Raw genomic sequence first — 21,104 nt, forward strand, 5'->3', positions numbered from 1 at the left:
TCCAACGGACCCGAAAGGGAACCCTCATCATGCCCCAGCGCGCCCAGAACACGCCCATCTGCCGCGACTGCGACGGCTTCGCCACCGCCGCCATCACCACCGGCACCCGCCACCCGGACGGCAGCCGCGCCACCCTCACCGTCCCCTGCCCGGCCTGCAAGGGCACCGGCCACACCGCCCCCGCACCCGCGCTCACCCGGACGAGGTGACCGCCGTGGCGTTCCTCGACTGGCGCTCGCCCGAGCACTTCGACCACGGCAGTGACAAGCCCTGCGTGATCTGCACCAAGCCCACCCCGCTCCGCTCCGACAACGGCAAGCCCGTCCACAAGGTGTGCGCGGAAGCGTGGATCGACGATCACCCCGCGAAGGAGGGTCAGCAGTGAACACGGCTCTCCCCAACGGCCTGCGGGTGCTGGACCTGTACTGCTGCCAGGGCGGCGCCGCCATGGGCTACCACCTCGCTGGCTTCGAGGTCACCGGCGTTGATAGCAGCCCGCAGCCCCGCTACCCGTTCCGGTTCATCCAGGCCGACGCGGTCGACTTCGTCCGCGAGCACGGCGCGGAGTTCGACTTCATCCATGCCTCGCCTCCGTGCCAGCGGTACACCCTCGCCCAGCGCATCCAGCACCGGGATCACCCCGACCTGATCGCCCCCACCCGCGCCGCTCTCCAGGCCACCGGCCGCCCCTGGGTGATCGAGAACGTGGAAGAAGCAGCCTGCGAGCTGCGGGACCCGGTCACGCTGTGCGCGGCCGTGTTCGGGATGCGCACGTACCGGCACCGGCTGTTCGAGACCGGCGGCGGGTTCACCTTCACCCCGCCCCGCCACCGCCCGCACACCGCGCCCCTGACGAAGATGGGCCGCCCCAGGGCTGAGGGGCACTTCGCCCACTACGTCGGCAACTTCTCCGGCGTCCAGGAAGCCCGCGACGACATGGGTGTGCCCTGGATGAACCGCGACGGCATCCGCGAGTGCATCCCGCCCGCCTACACCGAATACATCGGCACCGCTCTGTACGCCTCCCTCCTGGAGGTGGCTGCGTGACCGACGCCGCCACCCTGGCGGGCCTGGACCCGGCCACCCTCAACGACGTGCTGAGGCTGGCCGGGTCCACCGGCTTCGACCGCATCCAGGAGCAGATCCGCCGCACCGGCGGCTGCACCGACCCGATCCGCCTGCAAGGCTCCACCGTCACCCGCGACCGCGAGACCGGCCACGTCCTGCACCACTACTCCACCGACACGGAACCGGGCGGCGTCCTCCGCATCGCCTGCGGCAACCGCCGCGCCTCCCGCTGCCCCTCCTGCGCCTGGACCTACGCCGGCGACACCTACCACCTCATCCGCGCCGGCCTCGTCGGCGACCCCGCCAAAGGCACCCCCCACACGATCCGGGACCACCCCCGCGTCTTCGCCACCCTCACCGCCCCCTCGTTCGGCCCCGTCCACAACCGGCCCGGCAACAGGCCCTGCCGCTGCGGCACCCGCCACAGCGAGGGCGGGCCCGAACTCGGCACCCCGCTGGACCCCGAGTCGTACGACTACGCGGGCGCCGTGCTGTGGAACAACCACGCCTCCGAGCTGTGGCGGTACTTCACGATCTACCTGCGCCGGGAGATCGCGAAGCGTGCCGGCCTCACCCAGAAGGCCGCGCGGGAGCAGTCCCGGGTCTCCTTCGGCAAGGTCGCCGAGTACCAGAAGCGCGGAGCGGTCCACTTCCACGCCGTGATCCGCTTCGACGGCCCCGACGGGCCCGACAGCCCGCCGCCGGCCTGGGCGACCCTCGACCTGCTCACCGACGCCATCCGCGCCGCAGCCGCCCGCGTCACCGTCGACGTCGACCCCGCCGGGGACCAGCCCGCCCGCACCCTCACCTGGGGAACGCAGATCGACGTGCGCCCGATCCGCGCGTTCGGTGACGGCGAGGAGATCACCGAACAAGCCGTCGCCTCCTACGTCGCCAAGTACGCCACCAAAGCCGCTGAGACCACCGGCACCGTCGACCGCCGCATCGGCAACAAAGAGGCACTGACCCTCCTCGGCGTACCCGACCACCCTCGCCGGCTCATCGAGGCATGCCTCGACCTCCACCCGCTCTACCCGGACCGCAAGCTGCGCGACTGGGCACACATGCTCGGCTTCCGCGGCCACTTCTCCACCAAGTCCCGGCGCTACTCCACCACCCTCGGCGCCCTGCGCCAGGTCCGCGCCGACTACCGCGCCGCCCAGCAACGCGCCGCCCTCGGCCTGCCCAACCCCGACGACGAGGAAGCCACCACGCTCACCCTCGCCCACTGGACCTACGCCGGCCACGGCCACACCCCCGGCGAATCCTGGCTCGCCGCCAACATCCGCCGCGACATCCAGCACAACCGCGAGATCGCCCGCGAAGAACTACCCGCCCTGCTTGACCTGGAAGGAGCCGCTACATGACCACCGCCGTCCCCGAGCTGCTGACCGTGCCCGAGGTCATGGCGCGGCTGAAGGTGGGCCGAACCAAGGTGTACGACCTGATCCGCACCCACCGCCTCGTGTCCATCAAGGTCGACGGATGCCGCCGCATCCCCGACCAGGCGGTGCGCGACTTCATCGCTGGACAGATCGGGGAGGCTGCCTGATGGCGAAGCGTCGGCCCAACGGCGGCGGCACGATCACCAAGCGGTCAGATGGTCGGTACCAGGGCGCTGCCTATGTGACCGACACGGACGGCAACCGGGTACGCAAGTACGTCTACGGCCGGACCTGGGATGAAGCGAACGAGAAGCTTGGCAAGCTCCAGGATCAGGAGCGCAACGGCATCCCGGTGCCGTCCCGGTCCTGGACGCTCGGAGAGTGGCTGGGTTACTGGCTAGAGCACATCGTCGCTCCGGAGCGCGAGCACAACACGTACGTGAAGTACGAGTCCAAGGTGCGCCTGTACCTGCTGCCGCATCTCGGTAAGAAGCCGCTGGTCAAGCTCACTCCTGCACAGATCCGTGCCTTCATGGCCACACTGACACGGGAAAAGGTCGGGGCCTCCGCCCGCTTCGAGGTTCTGCGTGTCCTACGCAACGCTCTCAACCGGGCCATGCGCGAGGAGCTGGTCACGCGGAATGTGGCTCTCCTGGTCGACATGCCTAAGGTCAGCAAAGACAGGGGCACAGCATGGAACGCTCGGGAGGCGATCGCCTTCCTGCGCTCGGTGCGCGTCCACCGGCTCTACGCGGCCTGCGTCCTCGTCCTGGTCCTCGGCCTCCGCCGAAGCGAGGTTCTTGGGCTGCGCTGGCAGGACATCGACTTCGAGGCCGGCCACTTCACCCCGGTCAAGCAGGTGCAGCGGGTCAAGGGCGTGGGCCTGGTCCTCAAGGACCTCAAGACGGAGTCCTCACAGGCCGTGCTGCCGCTCCCGGAGTTCTGCGCTCGCGTCCTGGAGGAGCGACGGGAGCTTCAGGAACTGGAACGGAAGATCGCCGGTGAGCACTGGTCGCAAGAGCCGGACCATGACCTGATCTTCTCCTCCGAGCACGGCGGCATGATCGATCCGGTGGGCTTCTCCCGTACCTTCGATCGGCTCGTCAAGCGGGCCGGAGTCCGCCGGATCACGGTCCGCCTCGCCCGGCACACCTGCGGGACCCTGCTCGCCTTCCTGAAGGTGCACCCCAAGGTCGCTCAGGCGATCCTCCGGCACAGCCAGATCAGCATGACCATGGACGTCTACACGCACGTGGTCGGCGACAGCGAGCGGGAAGCGGTCGGCATGCTCGCCGAGCTTCTGGAAGATCCACTCATCGGCTGATGTCAGCCATGGATGTCAAAGGCCCCCAGCCGATACCGACTGGGGGCCTTTGTGCTGGTGGGGCTAACAGGATTTGAACCTGTGGCCTCATCCTTATCAGGGATGCGCTCTAACCAACTGAGCTATAGCCCCGCCGCGCTTTGCGGTGTGTGTCCCGCGCGCTGACTCCTGAAGATTAGCGCACGACCGCGTCAGTCCCAAAATCGGTTGTCGGGGGACCGTCAGAACGCCGCTGGTCCGCGGGTCCGCGGGTCACTCGTCCTCCGCCAGCGTCAGCTCGATGCCGCCCACGAACCCCGCGGAGAGGTTGTAGATGAACGCGCCGAGCGTCGCGAGCGCCGTGGCCAGGACCACGTCGATGACCGCGATGATCGCCGCGAACGTCAGGACGTGGGGGAGCGACAGGAACGCCTGGAGGTCGAAGCCGTTCGCCTCGTTCGAGCCGGTCGCCTCCGAGATCGTGCCGCCGACCGTCGAGAACACGCCCATCGCGTCCATGACCATCCACAGCACCGCCGAGGCGACGACCGTGCAGATGCCGAGCGCGATGGAGAGCAGGAAGCTGACCTTCATCACCGACCACGGGTCGGCCTTGGCCACCCGCAGCCGCGCCTTGCGGGTGCGCGGCGCCGTCCGCACGCCCGTGCGCGGCTTGCGCGTCGCGCCGGCGGGCGCCTGCGCCGGATAGGCCTGCGGCGGGTGGTAGGGCCCGTCGGCCTGCTCCGGGCGCCGCTCCCCGGGAAGCGGCGACGCCGGCCGCGCCTCACCGGACGCGGCCGGGCCTCGGGTGTCCGCCACAGTTCCCCCCTGGGATCCAGACGTACGGGAAGAGTCCGTCTCGGACACCTTCACCGGCTTCAGGTTCGTCGTCTGCGGGTCGTGCGCGCCACCGGCGGGCGCACTCCCCGCGGGCAGCCCGTTCGCGGCGGAGCCACGGCCGCCGCCGTCCGTTTCCGTACCCGTGGAGGTACCGGCCGATCCGGCGCCCGTGGCTCCGCTCACGCTGACTCACTCCTCGTGCTACTCGGCCGAGGGTGCCTCACCCTCGTCCGTGCCGGTGATCGCGGCACCCTCGGCGGTCTCGTCCACGGCCACGTCGCCGTCGACTTCCTCCGCCTCGCGCCCCGCTTCGGCGTTACGTGCGATACCGACCACGGCATCGCGCTTGCCCAGATTGATCAGTTGGACGCCCATGGTGTCACGGCCCGTCTCCCTGACCTCGCTGACTCGCGTGCGAATCACACCGCCGGAGAGGGTGATCGCGAGGATTTCGTCGTTCTCCTCGACGATCAGCGCGCCGACGAGCGAACCACGGTCCTCCACGATCTTGGCGGCCTTGATACCGAGGCCGCCGCGGCCCTGGACGCGGTACTCGTCGACGGCGGTCCGCTTCGCGTACCCACCGTCGGTGGCAGTGAACACGAACGTACCGGGTCGCACCACATTCATCGAGAGAAGCTCGTCGCCCTCCCGGAAACTCATCCCCTTGACGCCGGAGGTGGCGCGGCCCATCGGGCGCAGGGACTCGTCCGAGGCGGTGAACCGGATCGACTGCGCCTTCTTGCTGATCAGCAGCAGATCGTCGTCCGCCGAGACCAGCTCGGCGCCGATCAGCTCGTCGTCCGAACCGTCCTCGCGTTCCCGCAGGTTGATGGCGATGACACCGCCGGAGCGAGGCGAATCGTAATCCTTCAGTGGCGTCTTCTTGACCAAGCCCGACTTGGTGGCCAGCACCAGGTACGGCGCCGCCTCGTAGTCACGGATCGCCAGGATCTCGGCGATCGCCTCGTCCGGCTGGAAGGCGAGCAGGTTCGCCACGTGCTGGCCGCGCGCGTCCCGGCCGGCCTCGGGCAGCTCGTACGCCTTCGCCCGGTACACCCGGCCCTTGTTGGTGAAGAACAGCAGCCAGTGGTGCGTGGTGGAGACGAAGAAGTGGTCGACGATGTCGTCTTCCTTCAGCTTCGTGCCGCGCACGCCCTTGCCGCCGCGCTTCTGCGCCCGGTAGTCGTCCGTCTTCGTCCGCTTGACGTAGCCGCCGCGCGTGACGGTGACGACGATGTCCTCCTCGGCGATCAGGTCCTCGATGGACATGTCGCCCTCGTACGGGATCAGCTTGGTCTGGCGGTCGTCGCCGTACTTCTCGACGATCGCGGCCAGCTCCTCGCTGACGATCCCGCGCTGGCGCACCGGCGAGGCGAGGATCTCGTTGTACTCGTTGATCTTCGCCTGGAGTTCGTCGTGCTCCTGGACGATCTTCTGCCGCTCCAGGGCCGCCAGCCGGCGCAGCTGCATCTCAAGGATGGCGTTCGCCTGGATCTCGTCGATCTCCAGGAGGCCCATCAGGCCGCTGCGCGCGATCTCGACGGTCTCACTGCGCCGGATCAGCGCGATGACCTCGTCGATGGCGTCCAGGGCCTTCAGCAGGCCGCGCAGGATGTGGGCGCGCTCCTCGGCCTTGCGCAGCCGGAACCGGGTCCGGCGGACGATGACCTCGATCTGGTGCGTCACCCAGTGGCGGATGAACGCGTCCAGGGACAGGGTGCGCGGCACGCCGTCGACCAGCGCCAGCATGTTGGCGCCGAAGTTCGTCTGGAGGTCCGTGTGCTTGTACAGGTTGTTCAGCACGACCTTGGCGACCGCGTCCCGCTTCAGGACGATCACCAGGCGCTGGCCGGTGCGCGAGCTGGTCTCGTCGCGGACGTCCGCGATGCCGCCGATCTTGCCGTCCTTCACCAGGTCGGCGATCTTCTGCGCCAGGTTGTCCGGGTTCACCTGGTACGGCAGCTCGGTGACCACCAGGCACTGGCGGCCCTGGATCTCCTCGACCTCGACCACCGCGCGCATCGTGATGGAGCCGCGGCCGGTGCGGTACGCCTCCTCGATGCCCTTGCGGCCCACCACCAGGGCGCCGGTCGGGAAGTCGGGGCCCTTGATGCGCTCCATGAGCGCGTCCAGCAGCTCCTCGTGGGAGACCTCGGGGTTCTCCAGGTACCACTGGGCGCCGGCCGCGACCTCGCGCAGGTTGTGCGGCGGGATGTTGGTGGCCATGCCGACCGCGATACCGGCCGAGCCGTTGATCAGCAGGTTCGGGAAGCGGGCCGGCAGGACGGTCGGCTCCTGGGAGCGGCCGTCGTAGTTGTCCGTGAAGTCGACGGTCTCCTCGTCGATGTCCCGGACCATCTCCATCGACAGCGGCGCCATCTTGCACTCGGTGTAGCGCATGGCCGCCGCGGGGTCGTTGCCCGGGGAGCCGAAGTTGCCGTTGGAGTCCACCAGCGGCATCCGCATCGACCACGGCTGGGCGAGGCGCACCAGGGCGTCGTAGATGGAGGAGTCGCCGTGCGGGTGGTAGTTGCCCATGACGTCGCCGACGACACGGGCGCACTTGTAGAAGCCGCGCTCGGGGCGGTAGCCGCCGTCGTACATCGCGTACAGCACACGGCGGTGGACGGGCTTGAGACCGTCCCGGACGTCGGGCAGCGCACGGGACACGATGACGGACATCGCGTAGTCCAGGTACGAGCGCTGCATCTCCGTCTCAAGCCCGACGGGCTCGACACGCATCACGAGTTCGCCGCCCTCTTCGGGGGTGACGGGGGTGTTCTCGTCGGCCATTGCTGGTGAAGATCCTTCCTGGTGCGGTCAGCTGAGACCGACTCAGATGTCGAGGAAGCGGACGTCCTTGGCGTTGCGCTGGATGAACTGGCGACGGGCCTCGACGTCCTCGCCCATGAGGACCGAGAACAGGTCGTCGGCCTGGGCGGCGTCGTCCAGGGTGACCTGGCCGAGGACCCGGTGCTCCTGGTCCATGGTGGTCACGCGCAGCTCCTCGGCGTTCATCTCGCCGAGACCCTTGAAGCGCTGGATCGAGTCCTCGCGGACGCGCTTGCCACGCTGGCGGCCCATCTCGATCAGCGCGTCGCGCTCGCGGTCCGAGTAGGCGTACTCCACGTCGTCACGGCCCCACTTGATCTTGTACAGCGGGGGGCGGGACAGGTACACGTGCCCGGCCTCGACCAGCGGCCGCATGAAGCGGAACAGGAAGGTCAGCAGCAGGGTACTGATGTGCTGGCCGTCGACGTCGGCGTCCGCCATCAGGATGATCTTGTGGTAGCGGAGCTTCTCGATGTCGAAGTCCTCGTGCACACCCGTGCCGAAGGCCGAGATCAGCGCCTGGATCTCCTGGTTCTGGAGGATCTTGTCGATCCGGGCCTTCTCCACGTTCAGGATCTTGCCGCGGATCGGGAGGATCGCCTGGTACTGCGGGTTCCGGCCGGACTTGGCCGAGCCGCCGGCGGAGTCGCCCTCGACGATGAAGATCTCGCACTTGGCCGGGTCGTTGGACTGGCAGTCGGCCAGCTTGCCCGGCAGCGACGCCGACTCCAGCAGCCCCTTGCGCCGGGTCAGGTCACGGGCCTTGCGGGCCGCCACGCGCGCGGTGGCCGCCTGGATGCCCTTGCGGATGATGTCCGCGGCCTCGACCGGGTTGCGGTCCAGCCAGTCGTTGAGGTGCTCGTAGACCGCCTTCTGCACGAAGGTCTTCGCCTCCGTGTTGCCCAGCTTGGTCTTCGTCTGGCCCTCGAACTGCGGCTCGCTCAGCTTGACCGAGATGATCGCGGTCAGACCCTCGCGGATGTCGTCACCGGTGAGGTTGTCGTCCTTCTCGCGCAGCAGCTTCTTGTCGCGCGCGTACTTGTTGATGAGGCTGGTGAGGGCCGCGCGGAAGCCCTCCTCGTGCGTACCGCCCTCATGGGTGTGGATGATGTTCGCGAAGGAGTACACGCCCTCGGTGTAGCCGCTGTTCCACTGCATGGCGACCTCAAGGGACAGGCTCTTGTCCTTGTCCTCGGCCTCCAGCGAGACGACCGTGGGGTGCACCGCCTCCCCCTTGCGGGAGTTGAGGTACTTCACGAAGTCGACGATGCCGCCCTCGTAGTGGTACGTGACGGTCTTGACCTCGGCCTTCTCGTCCGCACCCGCCTCGTCCGCGCCGCTCGTGGCCTTCGCCGACTCGCGCTCGTCGGTGAGCCGGATCGTCAGGCCCTTGTTGAGGAACGCCATCTCCTGGAAACGCCGGGACAGCGTCTCGAAGGAGTACTCGGTGGTCTCGAAGATCTCCGGGTCGGCCCAGAAAGTGACCGACGTACCGGTCTCCTGCGTCGCCTCGTGCTTGACCAGCGGCGCCGTCGGGACGCCCATCTTGTAGTCCTGCGTCCAGCGGTGGCCGTCGGTCCTCACCTCGACGGCGACCTTGGTGGACAGCGCGTTGACGACGGACACACCGACACCGTGCAGACCGCCGGAGACGGCGTACCCGCCGCCGCCGAACTTGCCGCCCGCGTGCAGCACGGTGAGCACAACCTCGACGGCCGGCTTGCCCTCGGAGGGCACGATGCCCACCGGGATGCCACGGCCGTTGTCGACGACGCGCACGCCGCCGTCGGCGAGGATCGTCACGTCGATGGTGTCCGCGTAACCGGCCAGCGCCTCGTCGACCGAGTTGTCGACGACCTCGTACACCAGGTGGTGCAGACCGCGCTCGCCCGTTGAGCCGATGTACATGCCGGGCCGCTTGCGGACCGCGTCCAGCCCTTCGAGCACGGTGATGGCGCTGGCGTCGTAGGACGCGGAGGCCGCGGCGGACTCCGTGGCCTCGGCGTTCACGCCGGCGTCGGTGGACGGGATGTTCTCGTTGGGGTTGCCGGAATCGGCCACGAAGCGCCCTTTCTGGCACAGCACGAGCCGGGCTCGTCGGCAGGTTGCCGGAGCGGCTGCGGCATGTTGCGTTGGTAAGCCTTGATCAGCGTTGCTCAGCTTTTCCCGGGCGGTCCCCACGTTGGGGCGGGATTGTCTTCCAGTCTACCGGTAGCACTGACATCGATGGGGGTTTGCGGGCACCTGAGCTCCCATGTGCCGCCCTCAACCGGTCTCCGCCGGGTACCGATATACGGAAGGGGGCTCCAAGCGGCTCACAGCGGCACTCAGCGCTTCGAGCCGTCAACCCGTGGCTACTGGCGGGTCAGATGGCGATCCGAGGCCGGTCGCCGGGGGTTCCGGGGCACCCCACAGCGGTGATCCACACCTGTGGACGGGGGTACGACAGCACGCCGGACCGGACGCCCGACGTGAGGTACATCACCCGTAGGTGTCGCCGGGTCCGGTGCTCCCCGGAGCCCGCAGCGGGCCGTAGCGACGGGTCTGGCCGCCCGGATTGAGCACCTTGATGATCCGTACGCTGCCGTGCCCGAGGTCCTCGTTGATCCGCGCGACCAGGGTGGGGGCGAGCACCCGGAGCTGGGTCGCCCAGGCCGTCGAGTCGCACTGGACGGTCAGCACCCGCTCGTCCTCGTCGTACCGCTGCGGCACACAGTGCTTGGCCAGGTCCTCGCCGACGATCTGCGGCCAGCGGCCCATCACCCCGCCCACCGCGGCCGGCTTCTCCCAGCCGCGCTCGGTGATCAGCCGGTTGATCGCCGCACCCAGCGCCATCGGGTCGCGCCCGTCGGCGCGCGCCCCGGAACGCAGGCCGCCGCCGCGCCGCGCCTGCTTCTTCTGCCGCGCCGCGTCCCCCCGCGCGCGTGCCTGCTCCCTCGCCGCGCGCAACGCCACGCGCGCGAGGTCGACACCGGAGGGCTCGGCGCCGCCCCGGGCGCCCGTCTTCCGGGGGTTCGGGGTGCCCGGGCCCGGCTCCTCTGTGCTCATACGCGCTCCACCGTCCCACCGGCCACCGCGTACCGCGCGCCGGCCAGCACAGGGGGTACGTCGTCGTCCACGGCGGCGGTGACCAGCACCTGCTCGCCGGGCGCGACCAGCTCCGCCAGCCGCTCCCGGCGGCGGGCGTCCAGCTCGGCGAAGACGTCGTCCAGGATCAGCACCGGCTCGTTGCCCTCGGCGCGCAGCAGGTCGTAGGAGGCCAGCCGCAGCGCGAGGGCGTAGGACCAGGACTCGCCGTGCGAGGCGTACCCCTTGGCGGGCAGCTGACCGAGTTTGAGGAGCAGATCGTCCCGGTGCGGTCCCACCAGGGTGACGCCCCGCTCGATCTCCTGCTTGCGCGCCTCGGAGAGGGCCGCCGTCAGCTGGGCGTAGAGGTCCTCGCGCGTGTGCGCCTCACCGGGCGCCGACAGCTTGTACTCCAGCGCGACCGGACCGCCGCCGGGAGCGAGCTGTTCGTACGCCTTGTCGGCGAGCGGCCGCAGCGCGGCGATGAGGTCCATCCGCTGGGCGAGCAGCTCGGCGCCCGCGCGCGCGAGGTGCTGGTCCCACACGTCGAGCGTGGACAGGTCCATGGACCGCCCACCGTGCCGGCGGGCCAGCGCGGCCGTCTTCAACAGGGTGTTGCGCTGCTTGAGCACCCGCTCGTAGTCCGAGCGCACACCCGCCATCCGCGGGGACCGCGCGGTGATCAGCTCGTCGAGGAACCGCCGCCGCTCGCCCGGGTCGCCCTTGACGAGCGCGAGGTCCTCGGGCGCGAACAGCACGGTCCGCACGATCCCCAGCACATCCCGCGGCCTGACCTGCGAGGACCGGTTGATGCGGGCGCGGTTGGCCTTGCCCGGGTTGACCTCCAGCTCGATCAGCTGCTGCCGGTCGCCCTGCCGGACCTGCGCCCGCACCACCGCCCGCTCGGCGCCCATGCGGACCAGGGGGGCGTCGGAGGCCACCCGGTGGCTGCCGAGGGTCGCCAGGTATCCGACCGCCTCCACGAGGTTGGTCTTGCCCTGCCCGTTGGGGCCGACGAAGGCGGTGACGCCCGGGTCGAGCGGGACCTCGGCCCGGGCGTACGAGCGGAAGTCGGCGAGCGACAGATGCGTGACGTGCATGGCGGTACCGCCGACCTCCCTCAGGCTTGTGGATCGCGGAGCGACCCAGGGCTGTGGATCGCGGAGCGACCCTGTGGATTACTTCTTCTCCACCGCGTGACCGCCGAACTGGTTGCGCAGCGCGGCGATCATCTTCATCTGCGGCGAGTCCTCCTGGCGGGAGGCGAACCGCGCGAACAGCGACGCGGTGATCGCCGGCAGCGGCACCGCGTTGTCGATCGCGGCCTCCACGGTCCAGCGTCCCTCGCCCGAGTCCTGCGCGTAACCGCGCAGACCGTCCAGGTGCTCGTCCTCGTCGAGGGCGTTCACCGCGAGGTCCAGCAGCCAGGAGCGGATGACCGTGCCCTCCTGCCAGGAGCGGAAGACCTCACGGACGTCCGTGACGGAGTCGACCTTCTCCAGCAGCTCCCAGCCCTCGGCGTAGGCCTGCATCATGGCGTACTCGATGCCGTTGTGGACCATCTTCGCGAAGTGGCCCGCGCCGACCTTGCCCGCGTGCACCGAACCGAAGTCGCCCTCCGGCTTCAGCGCGTCGAAGACCGGCTGCACCTTGGCCACGTTCTCGGCGTCGCCGCCGTACATCAGCGCGTACCCGTTCTCCAGGCCCCAGACGCCCCCGGAGACGCCGCAGTCGACGAAGCCTATGCCCTTGGCGGCCAGCTCCTCGGCGTGCCTCTCGTCGTCCGTCCAGCGGGAGTTGCCGCCGTCCACGACCACGTCGCCGGGCTCCAGCAGCTCGGCCAGCTGGTCGATGGTCGACTGGGTGGGCTCACCGGCCGGGACCATCACCCAGACCACCCGCGGGCCCTTGAGCTTGCCCACAAGCTCTTCCAGGCTGTGGACATCCGCGAGGTCCGCGTTGCGGTCGTATCCGATGACGGTGTGGCCCGCGCGGCGGATCCGCTCGCGCATGTTGCCGCCCATCTTGCCGAGGCCGACGAGACCGAGCTCCATCAGTTGTGTTCCTTAGGTCGCTGTGTGGCGTGAGAGGCACCGAAGATGCCGAGCCGAGCCTAAACCCGGACGCTCATGCACAGCTGTGGGCATAGCCGCTCACCTGCGAGAACGGCCTCGTCCACGGACTCGTGCCGCCGTAGCGGCGCGGCCGGCGCCCACCCGTCCCGGCCGACCGCGGTGCCGGGCGCCCCTGCGGCGCCCGGCACCGTGCACAGCTGTGGACAGCGGTCAGCCGCTGAGCCGCACCGGCATGATCAGGTACTTGTAGGCCTCGTCGGCCTCCGCGTCCACCGCCGGCTTGCCGCTCAGCAGCGCCGGCTTCGTGGACGTGGTGAACGACAGCTGCGCCACCGGCGAGTCGATCGCGCTCAGACCGTCCAGCAGGAACGTCGGGTTGAAGGCGATGGAGATGTCATCGCCGTCCAGCTGGGCGTCCACCCTTTCCACAGCCTGTGCGTCGTCGCTCGACCCGGCCTCCAGGATCAGCACACCCTGCTCGAAGCTGAGCCGCACCGGGGTGTTCCGCTCGGCGACCAGCGCCACGCGCTTGACGGCCTCCACGAACGGCGCGGTCTCGATCACGGCGATGGAGTTGAACTCGGTCGGGAACAGCGTGCGGTACTTCGGCAGGTCGCCTTCGAGCAGACGCGTGGTCGTACGCCGCCCGGCGCCCTCGAAACCGATCAGGCCCTCACCGGCGCCGGACCCGGACAGCGCCAGCGTGACGCTGTCCCCGGCGCCCAGCGCCTTCGCGGTGTCCAGCAGCGTCTTCGCCGGGACCAGGGCGACCGCGGACGCGTCGGGGTTCTCCGGCTTCCACAGGAACTCGCGGACCGCGAAGCGGTAGCGGTCGGTGGAGGCCAGGGTGACCGTGTCGCCCTCGATCTCGATGCGCACACCGGTGAGCACCGGGAGCGTGTCGTCCCGGCCGGCCGCGATGGCCACCTGGGAGACGGCGGCGGCGAAGACCTCACCGGGGACGGTGCCGGTCGCGTTCGGCATCTGCGGCAGCGACGGGTACTCCTCCACGGGCAGGGTGTGGAGGGTGAACCGGGAGGAGCCGCACGTCACGGTGACCCGTACACCGTCTGTGGAAATCTCCACCGGCCGGTTGGGCAGGGCGCGGGAGATGTCGGCGAGCAGCCGGCCGGAGACGAGGACGGTGCCCTCCTCCTCGACCTCCGCCTCGACGTTCACCCGCGCGGAGACCTCGTAGTCGAAGCTGGACAGGCTGAGCTGGCCGTCCTCGGCCTTCAGCAGCAGGCCGGCGAGGACAGGCGCCGGCGGACGGGCCGGGAGGCTGCGTGCGGCCCACGCCACTGCCTCCGCGAGTACGTCGCGTTCCACCCGGATCTTCACCGTAAGCCGCCTCCTGATGCTGCCGTTGCGCTTGAGTCCTCCGACTCGGTGTCACCGCCCTCTTCGACGGGAAGGACACCGGAACCAGTCTGACGCACGGCACTGACAGTAGGTGCCCGTTGGGGTCAAGTCCGACCGAGGGGCAGCCGGGCGCGAGACGGCGAGTTGTGCACAGGCCCCGCTTCGAAACGATTGCCGAGCTCTCTCTAGTCGGGAGTAGTAGTAGGGCCTGTGGATACCGTGGATAACCACGTTTGCCCAGCTCAGCGCGGATATTTTGTCCACCGGTCCTGTGGGTGGAGGCAGTGGACAACCGGGGCTGTCTGTGGAGAACGGAAAGTTCTGCACACGTCGCCCACAGGCTGAGGGCAGTTCTCCCCAGCTGTGTCCCCAGGAATACCCAGGTTTCCCACACCCCAATCCGGCAGCTTCCTGTGACGGCTTTCACTCGACGCGGTGAGCGGGTGTGCCGGGTTGCCGAACAGTGGACAGCGCTGTGGAGAAGCTGGGGATCGCTGGGGACAACTGCCCCCAGCCTGTGGGTCGTCGGTGGACAACTCCGTGCACAGGCTGTGGATCTCCGCGTTGTCCACAGTCTGTGGAGATCGTTCGTCCACGATTCCACAGGCCTCTGAGCTGGGCAGAAGCCATGGACGAGGCTTCCCTGTGGACACAGCTCGGGACAACTCCGCAGTCCCCAGGATGTGGACGGAAGAAAGTCACCGAATCTGTGGAGAGTGGCCGTAACCAGGCAAGTAATCGAACACCGGATGGCGGGCGGCTGTGCGCGCATGGCCACGGCAGGCCGCACCGTCGGCGTCACGCGAGCCGTGCCGGCGGCGTCACGCGAGCCGTGCCGGCGGCGTCACGCGAGCCGTGCCGCCTGCTTCACGGGAGCCGGCCGTCGACGACGGGCGGGCGATTTCGCCCGCCCGCTCGGCCCGTCCATCGGACGCGGGGGAACGGCTGGCGGGGACGCGAAGAGGCGCCCCCGGGATCTCCGTCCCGAAGGCGCCTCGGTGCCGCGTAGGCAGGCGTGGACCGGCGTGGGCCGGCGTGGGCCGGCGTGGACCGCGGGTCAGCCGTTCTTGATCCGGTTGGTCAGCTCGGTCACCTGGTTGTAGATCGACCGCCGCTCGGCCATCAGCGCCCGGATCTTGCGGTCGGCGTGCATGACGGTCGTGTGGTCCCGCCCACCGAACTGCGCCCCGATCTTCGGCAGCGACAGATCCGTCAGCTCCCGGCACAGGTACATCGCGATCTGCCGCGCGGTCACCAGCTGACGGCCTCGCGAGCTGCCGCACAGGTCCTCGACCGTGAGCCCGAAGTAGTCCGCCGTCGCCGCCATGATGGCCGTCGCGGTGATCTCCGGCGTCGAGTCCTCGCCCCCGGGGATCAGGTCCTTCAGGACGATCTCCGTCAGGCCCAGGTCCACCGGCTGCCGGTTGAGCGAGGCGAACGCCGTCACCCGGATCAGCGCGCCCTCCAGCTCACGGATGTTCCGTGAGATCCGGGAGGCGATGAACTCCAGCACCTCCGGCGGGGCGTTGAGCTGCTCCTGCACCGCCTTCTTCCGGAGGATCGCGATGCGCGTCTCCAGCTCGGGCGGCTGGACGTCGGTGATGAGGCCCCACTCGAACCGGTTCCGCAGCCGGTCCTCCAGCGTGACCAGCTGCTTGGGCGGCCGGTCGCTGGAGAGCACGATCTGCTTGTTGGCGTTGTGGAGCGTGTTGAAGGTGTGGAAGAACTCCTCCTGCGTCGACTCCTTGTCCGCGAGGAACTGGATGTCGTCGACGAGCAGGATGTCCATCTCCCGGTAGCGCTTGCGGAAGCTGTCGCCCTTGCCGTCGCGGATGGAGTTGATGAACTCGTTGGTGAACTCCTCCGAGCTCACGTACCGCACGCGCGTGCCCGGGTAGAGGCTGCGCGCGTAGTGCCCGATGGCGTGCAGCAGGTGCGTCTTGCCGAGCCCCGACTCCCCGTAGATGAACAGGGGGTTGTAGGCCTTCGCCGGAGCCTCGGCGACCGCGACCGCCGCCGCGTGCGCGAACCGGTTGGAGGCGCCGATGACGAACGTGTCGAACAGGTACTTCGGGTTCAGCCGCGCGGTCGGCTCACCGGGGCCGCCCGTCGGCGCGGGCTGCGCGGCCAGCGGTCCGGGGGCGCCCGCCGAGGGCACGTCCGGGCGGCCGTGACCACCGCGGTGCACCGGCGGCTCGGGCAGCTCACGGCGGACCGGTTCACGCTGGTCGTACTCGGTCCGGGACGGCTCATAGTCCGCGCGCGGGTTGTCGTAGTCGCCGCGCTGCTGCTCGTACGGCGGCCGGTCCATGCCCTGCGGGCGGTAGTCCTGCGACGGCGAGCCGTACGCGTCCGCGCCGGAGCCGTAGCCGTCCTGGGACGACGGCGAGGCGTACGGGTCCCGCTCGGGGAAGCCGAGCCGGGGCTGCTGCCAGCCGTACTCGTCCTGACCGGGGCGCGGCCAGGCGCCGGGCTCGGGGCGCTGGTACTCGGACGGGTAGGCCGGGCGGGCGGTGGGGAGCTGGTCGGGGCGGGCGGGCGGCAGATGGTCGGCGCGCGGGTCGCCGCCCGGGTGGTCGCCGCGGTGGCGACCGTAGCCCTCATAGGGCCCCGCGGGAAGTTCCGGCTCCTCGTAGCGCGGCTTCGGGGTCTGCTGCGCGGGGGGTGCCGGCGGCTCGCCCGCCGAGTCGTCCACGGTGATCGCGATCCGGATGGGACGGCCGCACTCCCGGCTCAGCGTCTCGCTGACGATCGGTGCCAGGCGGCCTTCCAGGACGCCCTTCGCGAATTCGTTCGGCACGGCGAGCAGCGCGGTGTCCGCGACCAGCGCGAGCGGCTGGCAGCGCCGGATCCAGTGCTCGTCCTTCGCCTCCACACCCTGTCCGCGGCCCTCTCCGAGGAGCTGCTCCAGTACTCGTGGCCACACTGCGGCAAGATCGGCAGGTACGTCAGCCACAGGGCACGCTCTCTCACAGGTCCCACGAACGTGTGGTTCAGGGACGGGTCGGGATGAAAATCGGGTCGGGCGGGGATAAGGGAACGAATCGGAGTCCAGCCACGGTAGTCAGCGCGGCGGGTGCGGTTCAAGTTGTTGTCCCCAGCCTGTGGATAGTGTCCCTCGGAGACCCTCGGTTTGACCGGATGGCGCAGCCCCGCGTACCGTAACCAGGTCGAGTTGTCGATGGCTGCTGCCGCCTGCCTCCGATGGGCACAGATCACGTCAGGTGATCGGGAAGCGGTGCACTCGGGCGTGACGCGAGCTACTCGTGGGCGCACGGTGACAGCCAGGACGGCACCCCGCCACTACCGATTTTCTGGAGCCCCCGAGTGAGCAAGCGCACCTTCCAGCCGAACAACCGTCGTCGCGCGAAGACCCACGGCTTCCGGCTGCGTATGCGCACCCGTGCCGGCCGCGCGATTCTCGCGTCCCGCCGTAGCAAGGGTCGCGCCCGCCTGTCCGCCTGATCCCGATCAGGTCATGACGTCGTGCTGCCCACCGAGAACCGGCTGAGGCGGCGCGAGGACTTCGCGACCGCGGTACGACGAGGTCGTCGGGCCGGACGCCCGACCCTCGTCGTCCACCTTCGAAGCGGTGCAACGGACCCGCACGCGCCTGGGGAGAGCGCTCCCCCGACGCGTGCGGGTTTCGTCGTGAGCAAGGCCGTGGGTGGCGCGGTCGTGCGCAACACAGTGAAGCGCAGACTGCGTCATCTGATGCGTGACCGAGTCGCCCTGTTCCCCCCCGGTAGCCTGGTAGTCGTACGAGCGCTGCCCGGAGCGGGTGACGCCGACCACGCACAGCTGGCCCGAGACCTGGACGCCGCACTCCAGCGGCTGCTGGGAGGGGGCGCGCGATGAAGTACCCGCTGCTGGCTCTGATCAAGCTCTATCAGTGGACGATCAGTCCGCTGCTGGGGCCGGTGTGCAAGTACTACCCGTCGTGCTCCCACTACGGCTACACGGCCATCGACCGGCACGGTGCGATCAAGGGAACGGCACTCACCGCCTGGCGCATCCTCCGGTGCAATCCGTGGTCGCTGGGCGGCGTGGACCATGTTCCGCCGCGTAAGCGCCCGCGGTGGCACGAAATGCTGCGCAACGCGTGGCGCGCACGCACGGGCGGGCCCTCCGCCGCCGAACCGGCCACCGAAGCGAAGCCCGAGAAGCCTGCTTCCGAGCTTCCTCCGAGCCCGGCCGCAGAGACCTCGTCCCATGCCCAAGGAGCATGATTAGTGGACACGATTGCCAGCCTCTTCAGCTTCATCACAACACCCGTCTCATGGGTCATCGTCCAGTTCCACACGGTCTACGGCGCCCTCTTCGGCCCTGACACCGGGTGGGCCTGGGGCCTGTCCATCGTGTCCCTGGTGATCCTGATCCGCATCTGCCTGATCCCGCTCTTCGTGAAGCAGATCAAGGCGACCCGGGCCATGCAGACGCTCCAGCCCGAGATGAAGAAGATCCAGGAGCGCTACAAGAACGACAAGCAGCGTCAGTCCGAAGAGATGATGAAGCTGTACAAGGAGTCGGGCACCAACCCGCTCTCCTCGTGCCTTCCCATCCTGGCGCAGTCCCCGTTCTTCTTCGCCCTGTACCACGTGCTCAACGGCATCGCGTCGGGCCACACCATCGGCGTCATCAACGAGTCGCTGCTGGCCAGCGCCCGTAAGGCGCACATCTTCGGGGCCCCGCTCGCCGCGAAGTTCAAGGACGGCTCCGACACGATCCACGCCCTGGGCGCCTCGGTCACCGACGTCCGTGTCGTGACCGTGATCATGATCGTCCTGATGTCGGCGTCGCAGTTCTACACGCAGCGCCAGCTGATGACGAAGAACGTCGACACGACGGTGAAGACGCCGTTCATGCAGCAGCAGAAGATGCTGATGTACGTCTTCCCCATCATGTTCGCCGTCTTCGGTATCAACTTCCCGGTCGGTGTCCTCGTCTACTGGCTGACCACCAACGTGTGGACCATGGGCCAGCAGATGTACGTCATCCACAACAACCCGACCCCGGGTTCCAAGGCCCAGGCCGCCTACCTGGAGCGTCTGACCAAGCACGTCACGCATCACGGCAAGGTCAGCCGCCGGAGCGAGAAGACCATCGTCAAGGCGATCGTCGCCAAGGGACGCGACCGCAACGAGTTCGAGCGCAAGTTCATCAACGCGCTGACCAAGGCCGGCCTCACCGCCCAGAGCGACGGCACCGTGGTGAAGAGCACGGTCCAGGCCGCGGCGCAGACCGAGGACGGTGCGCCCGTCGACACCACCACGGCCGCCGCCCGGCGCCAGCAGCCCAAGCGTCAGACCAAGGCCCAGCGCCAGTCCGGGCCCAAGCAGGCGGGCGAGCCCACCTCGCTGGAGAAGTCCGACGAGCCGCAGGACGCCAAGCCCGCCGCTGCCAAGCAGCCCCAGAAGCCCGGCTCCGGCACCCGCAGCAAGGCCCAGTCCGGCCAGCGCAAGGGTGGCCCGCAGCGGCCCAAGTCCCCGTCCAAGAAGTAAGAAGGAGCCCATCCCGTGACGGAAGGCACCACCTCCGCTGCTGCCGAGGGTGCAGACACCCTCACCCGCCTGGAGCAGGAGGGTGAGATCGCGGCGGACTACCTGGAGGGTCTGCTGGACATCGCCGACCTCGACGGCGACATCGACATGGACGTCGAGGCCGACCGCGCCTCCGTGTCGATCATCAGCGACACCGGCGGCCGCGACCTTCAGAAGCTGGTCGGCCGGGACGGCGAGGTGCTGGAGGCGTTGCAGGAGCTGACGCGCCTGGCGGTGCACCGGGAGACCGGCGACCGCAGCCGGCTGATGCTGGACATCGCGGGGTACCGGGCGAAGAAGCGGTCCGAGCTGTCCGAGCTGGGCGCCCAGGCCGCCGCCGACGTCAAGAGCACCGGTGAGCCCGTGAAGCTCAAGCCGATGACCCCGTTCGAGCGCAAGGTCGTGCACGACGCGGTCAAGGCCGCAGGGCTGCGCAGCGAGTCCGAGGGCGAGGAGCCGCAGCGCTTCGTCGTCGTGCTGCCCGCCTGATCGGCTCTCCCATTCCACCGGCCCCGTCTGTTGAGCAGGCGGGGCCGAACTTTGTCAGCCTGGTAGTTCTGGTGGCCGGTGCGCGAAGCGCCGGCGCTGTACGGAAGGACGGTCCCCGTGACGGAGGCAGCGGAGCTTCCCCCCGCGCCCGAGCAGGCGCGCGAAGTGTTTGGCGATCGCTTCGCCGATGCGGTCCGCTATGCGGAGCTGCTCGCCGAGGCGGGCGTGCAGCGCGGCCTGATCGGCCCGCGGGAAGTGCCCCGTCTGTGGGAGCGGCACATCCTGAACTGCGCGGTGCTCTCCGAGGCCGTCCCCGAGGCAGTGACGGTCTGCGATGTCGGCTCTGGCGCCGGGCTGCCGGGCATCCCGCTGGCCCTGGTCCGCGACGACCTGAACATCACGCTGCTGGAGCCCTTGCTGCGGCGCACCAACTTCCTCACGGAGGTCGTCGAACTGCTCGGCCTGGACCACGTCACCGTGGTGCGCGGCCGTGCCGAGGAGGTCCTGGGCAAGCTCCCGCCGGTCCATGTGGTGACCGCCCGGGCCGTGGCCCCGCTCGACCGCCTGGCCACCTGGGGCATTCCGCTGCTGCGGCCGTACGGCGAGATGCTCGCGCTCAAGGGCGACACCGCCGAGGAGGAGCTGAAGGCATCCGCTGCCGCGCTCAGCAAGCTCGGCGCGGTGGAGACGTCCATCCTCCACGTGGGTGAGGGCATTGTGGATCCGCTGTCGACGGTGGTGCGGGTCGAGGTCGGTGAGAGCCCGGGCGGTGTGCGCTTCGCCGCCAAGCGTGCGAAGGCGGCCCGGACGGGACGGACGCGCCGACGCCGCTGATCCGTCCTGACGACGAGACGTACTCCACACAAGCTGCCAAACCCGCGCAAGCCGGAGTGTCGCAACGGTCCGGTCCCAGCCGCTGTGCATCGTGTTTCACGTGAAACGTCGCTCACTGCTGCACGGCATCATCAGTCGTGGCCGCGCTGCGGCCGAACCGCGCGACCGAAAGCCTCTCGGTTCCCTCGGGGAGGCCCCCGCCCCGGACACTCCGGCCCCATCCCCGGCAACTCCATCCCCCTCCAGGGGCACGGAGTTGTCCACAGAGGTGGATTTCTCCACAGAAGACCCGGCCTCACTGGTTCAC

20 protein-coding genes and 1 tRNA gene are annotated in these 21,104 nt (G+C 69.3%); 12 read left to right on the top strand and 9 right to left on the bottom strand.

Annotated features, from left to right (window positions below):
- Window positions 1-29: 29 nt before the first annotated feature.
- Genes AQJ11_RS17385 through AQJ11_RS17410 form a run of 6 tightly spaced genes read left to right on the top strand, consistent with a single transcriptional unit; the run spans window position 30 to window position 3,777 of the window.
- The gene (locus AQJ11_RS17385) at window positions 30-209 is read left to right on the top strand and encodes a hypothetical protein (RefSeq protein ID WP_059263660.1); all 180 of its coding nucleotides are present in this window, start codon (window positions 30-32) and stop codon (window positions 207-209) included.
- 5 nt (window positions 210-214) lie between these two features.
- Window positions 215-385 carry a hypothetical protein gene (locus AQJ11_RS49815; RefSeq protein WP_167360861.1) on the top strand — a complete coding sequence of 57 codons (171 nt, stop codon included), beginning with the start codon at window positions 215-217 and terminating at the stop codon, window positions 383-385.
- On the top strand, window positions 382-1,047 hold the full coding sequence (locus tag AQJ11_RS17395; RefSeq protein ID WP_059263662.1) for a class I SAM-dependent methyltransferase: 666 nt from the start codon (window positions 382-384) through the stop codon (window positions 1,045-1,047). Before AQJ11_RS49815 ends, AQJ11_RS17395 begins: the two co-directional genes overlap by 4 nt.
- Window positions 1,044-2,435 carry a replication initiator protein RepSA gene (repSA, locus tag AQJ11_RS17400; RefSeq protein WP_059263663.1) on the top strand — a complete coding sequence of 464 codons (1,392 nt, stop codon included), beginning with the start codon at window positions 1,044-1,046 and terminating at the stop codon, window positions 2,433-2,435. The genes AQJ11_RS17395 and repSA overlap by 4 nt, the downstream gene beginning before the upstream one ends.
- Window positions 2,432-2,620 carry a helix-turn-helix domain-containing protein gene (locus AQJ11_RS17405; RefSeq protein ID WP_059263664.1) on the top strand — a complete coding sequence of 63 codons (189 nt, stop codon included), beginning with the start codon at window positions 2,432-2,434 and terminating at the stop codon, window positions 2,618-2,620. Before repSA ends, AQJ11_RS17405 begins: the two co-directional genes overlap by 4 nt.
- On the top strand, window positions 2,620-3,777 hold the full coding sequence (locus AQJ11_RS17410; protein ID WP_059263665.1) for a tyrosine-type recombinase/integrase: 1,158 nt from the start codon (window positions 2,620-2,622) through the stop codon (window positions 3,775-3,777). Before AQJ11_RS17405 ends, AQJ11_RS17410 begins: the two co-directional genes overlap by 1 nt.
- A gap of 55 nt (window positions 3,778-3,832) precedes the next feature.
- Here AQJ11_RS17410 and AQJ11_RS17415 read toward each other — a convergent pair.
- The 9 genes from AQJ11_RS17415 to dnaA form a co-directional block, all read right to left on the bottom strand.
- Window positions 3,833-3,909, bottom strand: a tRNA-Ile gene (locus AQJ11_RS17415).
- A gap of 120 nt (window positions 3,910-4,029) precedes the next feature.
- Window positions 4,030-4,779, bottom strand: coding sequence for a DUF3566 domain-containing protein (locus AQJ11_RS17420; protein WP_175252205.1), 750 nt, complete (start codon window positions 4,777-4,779; stop codon window positions 4,030-4,032).
- Window positions 4,780-4,797: 18 nt separating this feature from the next.
- A complete protein-coding gene (gene gyrA / locus AQJ11_RS17425; RefSeq protein WP_014673780.1) occupies window positions 4,798-7,392 on the bottom strand; it encodes a DNA gyrase subunit A in 2,595 nt (864 codons plus the stop codon).
- A gap of 42 nt (window positions 7,393-7,434) precedes the next feature.
- Window positions 7,435-9,516: a DNA topoisomerase (ATP-hydrolyzing) subunit B gene (gyrB, locus tag AQJ11_RS17430; protein ID WP_058081166.1), complete on the bottom strand. Its 2,082-nt coding sequence runs from the start codon at window positions 9,514-9,516 to the stop codon at window positions 7,435-7,437.
- A gap of 396 nt (window positions 9,517-9,912) precedes the next feature.
- Window positions 9,913-10,479: a DciA family protein gene (locus AQJ11_RS17435; protein ID WP_059263666.1), complete on the bottom strand. Its 567-nt coding sequence runs from the start codon at window positions 10,477-10,479 to the stop codon at window positions 9,913-9,915.
- Window positions 10,476-11,597, bottom strand: a complete 1,122-nt coding sequence (recF, locus tag AQJ11_RS17440; RefSeq protein WP_059263667.1) for a DNA replication/repair protein RecF — start codon at window positions 11,595-11,597, stop codon at window positions 10,476-10,478. The genes AQJ11_RS17435 and recF overlap by 4 nt, the downstream gene beginning before the upstream one ends.
- Before the next feature lie 78 nt (window positions 11,598-11,675).
- A complete protein-coding gene (gene gnd, locus AQJ11_RS17445) occupies window positions 11,676-12,551 on the bottom strand; it encodes a phosphogluconate dehydrogenase (NAD(+)-dependent, decarboxylating) (RefSeq protein ID WP_014673776.1) in 876 nt (291 codons plus the stop codon).
- 231 nt (window positions 12,552-12,782) lie between these two features.
- Complete coding sequence (gene dnaN, locus AQJ11_RS17450) at window positions 12,783-13,913, bottom strand: DNA polymerase III subunit beta (protein ID WP_014673775.1); 1,131 nt, start codon at window positions 13,911-13,913, stop codon at window positions 12,783-12,785.
- A gap of 1,078 nt (window positions 13,914-14,991) precedes the next feature.
- Window positions 14,992-16,890 carry a chromosomal replication initiator protein DnaA gene (gene dnaA / locus AQJ11_RS17455; RefSeq protein ID WP_079082338.1) on the bottom strand — a complete coding sequence of 633 codons (1,899 nt, stop codon included), beginning with the start codon at window positions 16,888-16,890 and terminating at the stop codon, window positions 14,992-14,994.
- Between the two features lie 371 nt (window positions 16,891-17,261).
- Here dnaA and rpmH point away from each other — a divergent pair, with 371 nt between their 5' ends.
- The 6 genes from rpmH to rsmG all read left to right on the top strand — a co-directional run bounded on the left by rpmH (window position 17,262) and on the right by rsmG (window position 20,797).
- Entirely contained in the window at window positions 17,262-17,399 is a 138-nt protein-coding gene (rpmH, locus tag AQJ11_RS46000) for a 50S ribosomal protein L34 (RefSeq protein WP_003956500.1), read from the top strand.
- Between the two features lie 21 nt (window positions 17,400-17,420).
- Window positions 17,421-17,792 carry a ribonuclease P protein component gene (rnpA, locus tag AQJ11_RS46005; RefSeq protein WP_078611778.1) on the top strand — a complete coding sequence of 124 codons (372 nt, stop codon included), beginning with the start codon at window positions 17,421-17,423 and terminating at the stop codon, window positions 17,790-17,792.
- Complete coding sequence (gene yidD, locus AQJ11_RS17465) at window positions 17,789-18,163, top strand: membrane protein insertion efficiency factor YidD (RefSeq protein ID WP_014673773.1); 375 nt, start codon at window positions 17,789-17,791, stop codon at window positions 18,161-18,163. Before rnpA ends, yidD begins: the two co-directional genes overlap by 4 nt.
- A gap of 3 nt (window positions 18,164-18,166) precedes the next feature.
- Window positions 18,167-19,435: a membrane protein insertase YidC gene (gene yidC / locus AQJ11_RS17470; protein ID WP_014673772.1), complete on the top strand. Its 1,269-nt coding sequence runs from the start codon at window positions 18,167-18,169 to the stop codon at window positions 19,433-19,435.
- A gap of 15 nt (window positions 19,436-19,450) precedes the next feature.
- Complete coding sequence (locus AQJ11_RS17475; RefSeq protein WP_014673771.1) at window positions 19,451-19,963, top strand: Jag family protein; 513 nt, start codon at window positions 19,451-19,453, stop codon at window positions 19,961-19,963.
- Window positions 19,964-20,080: 117 nt separating this feature from the next.
- Entirely contained in the window at window positions 20,081-20,797 is a 717-nt protein-coding gene (gene rsmG / locus AQJ11_RS17480; protein ID WP_041665368.1) for a 16S rRNA (guanine(527)-N(7))-methyltransferase RsmG, read from the top strand.
- Window positions 20,798-21,104: the final 307 nt, after the last annotated feature.

Source organism: Streptomyces corchorusii (genome assembly GCF_001514055.1).
Taxonomy (GTDB): Bacteria; Actinomycetota; Actinomycetes; order Streptomycetales; family Streptomycetaceae; genus Streptomyces; species Streptomyces olivaceoviridis.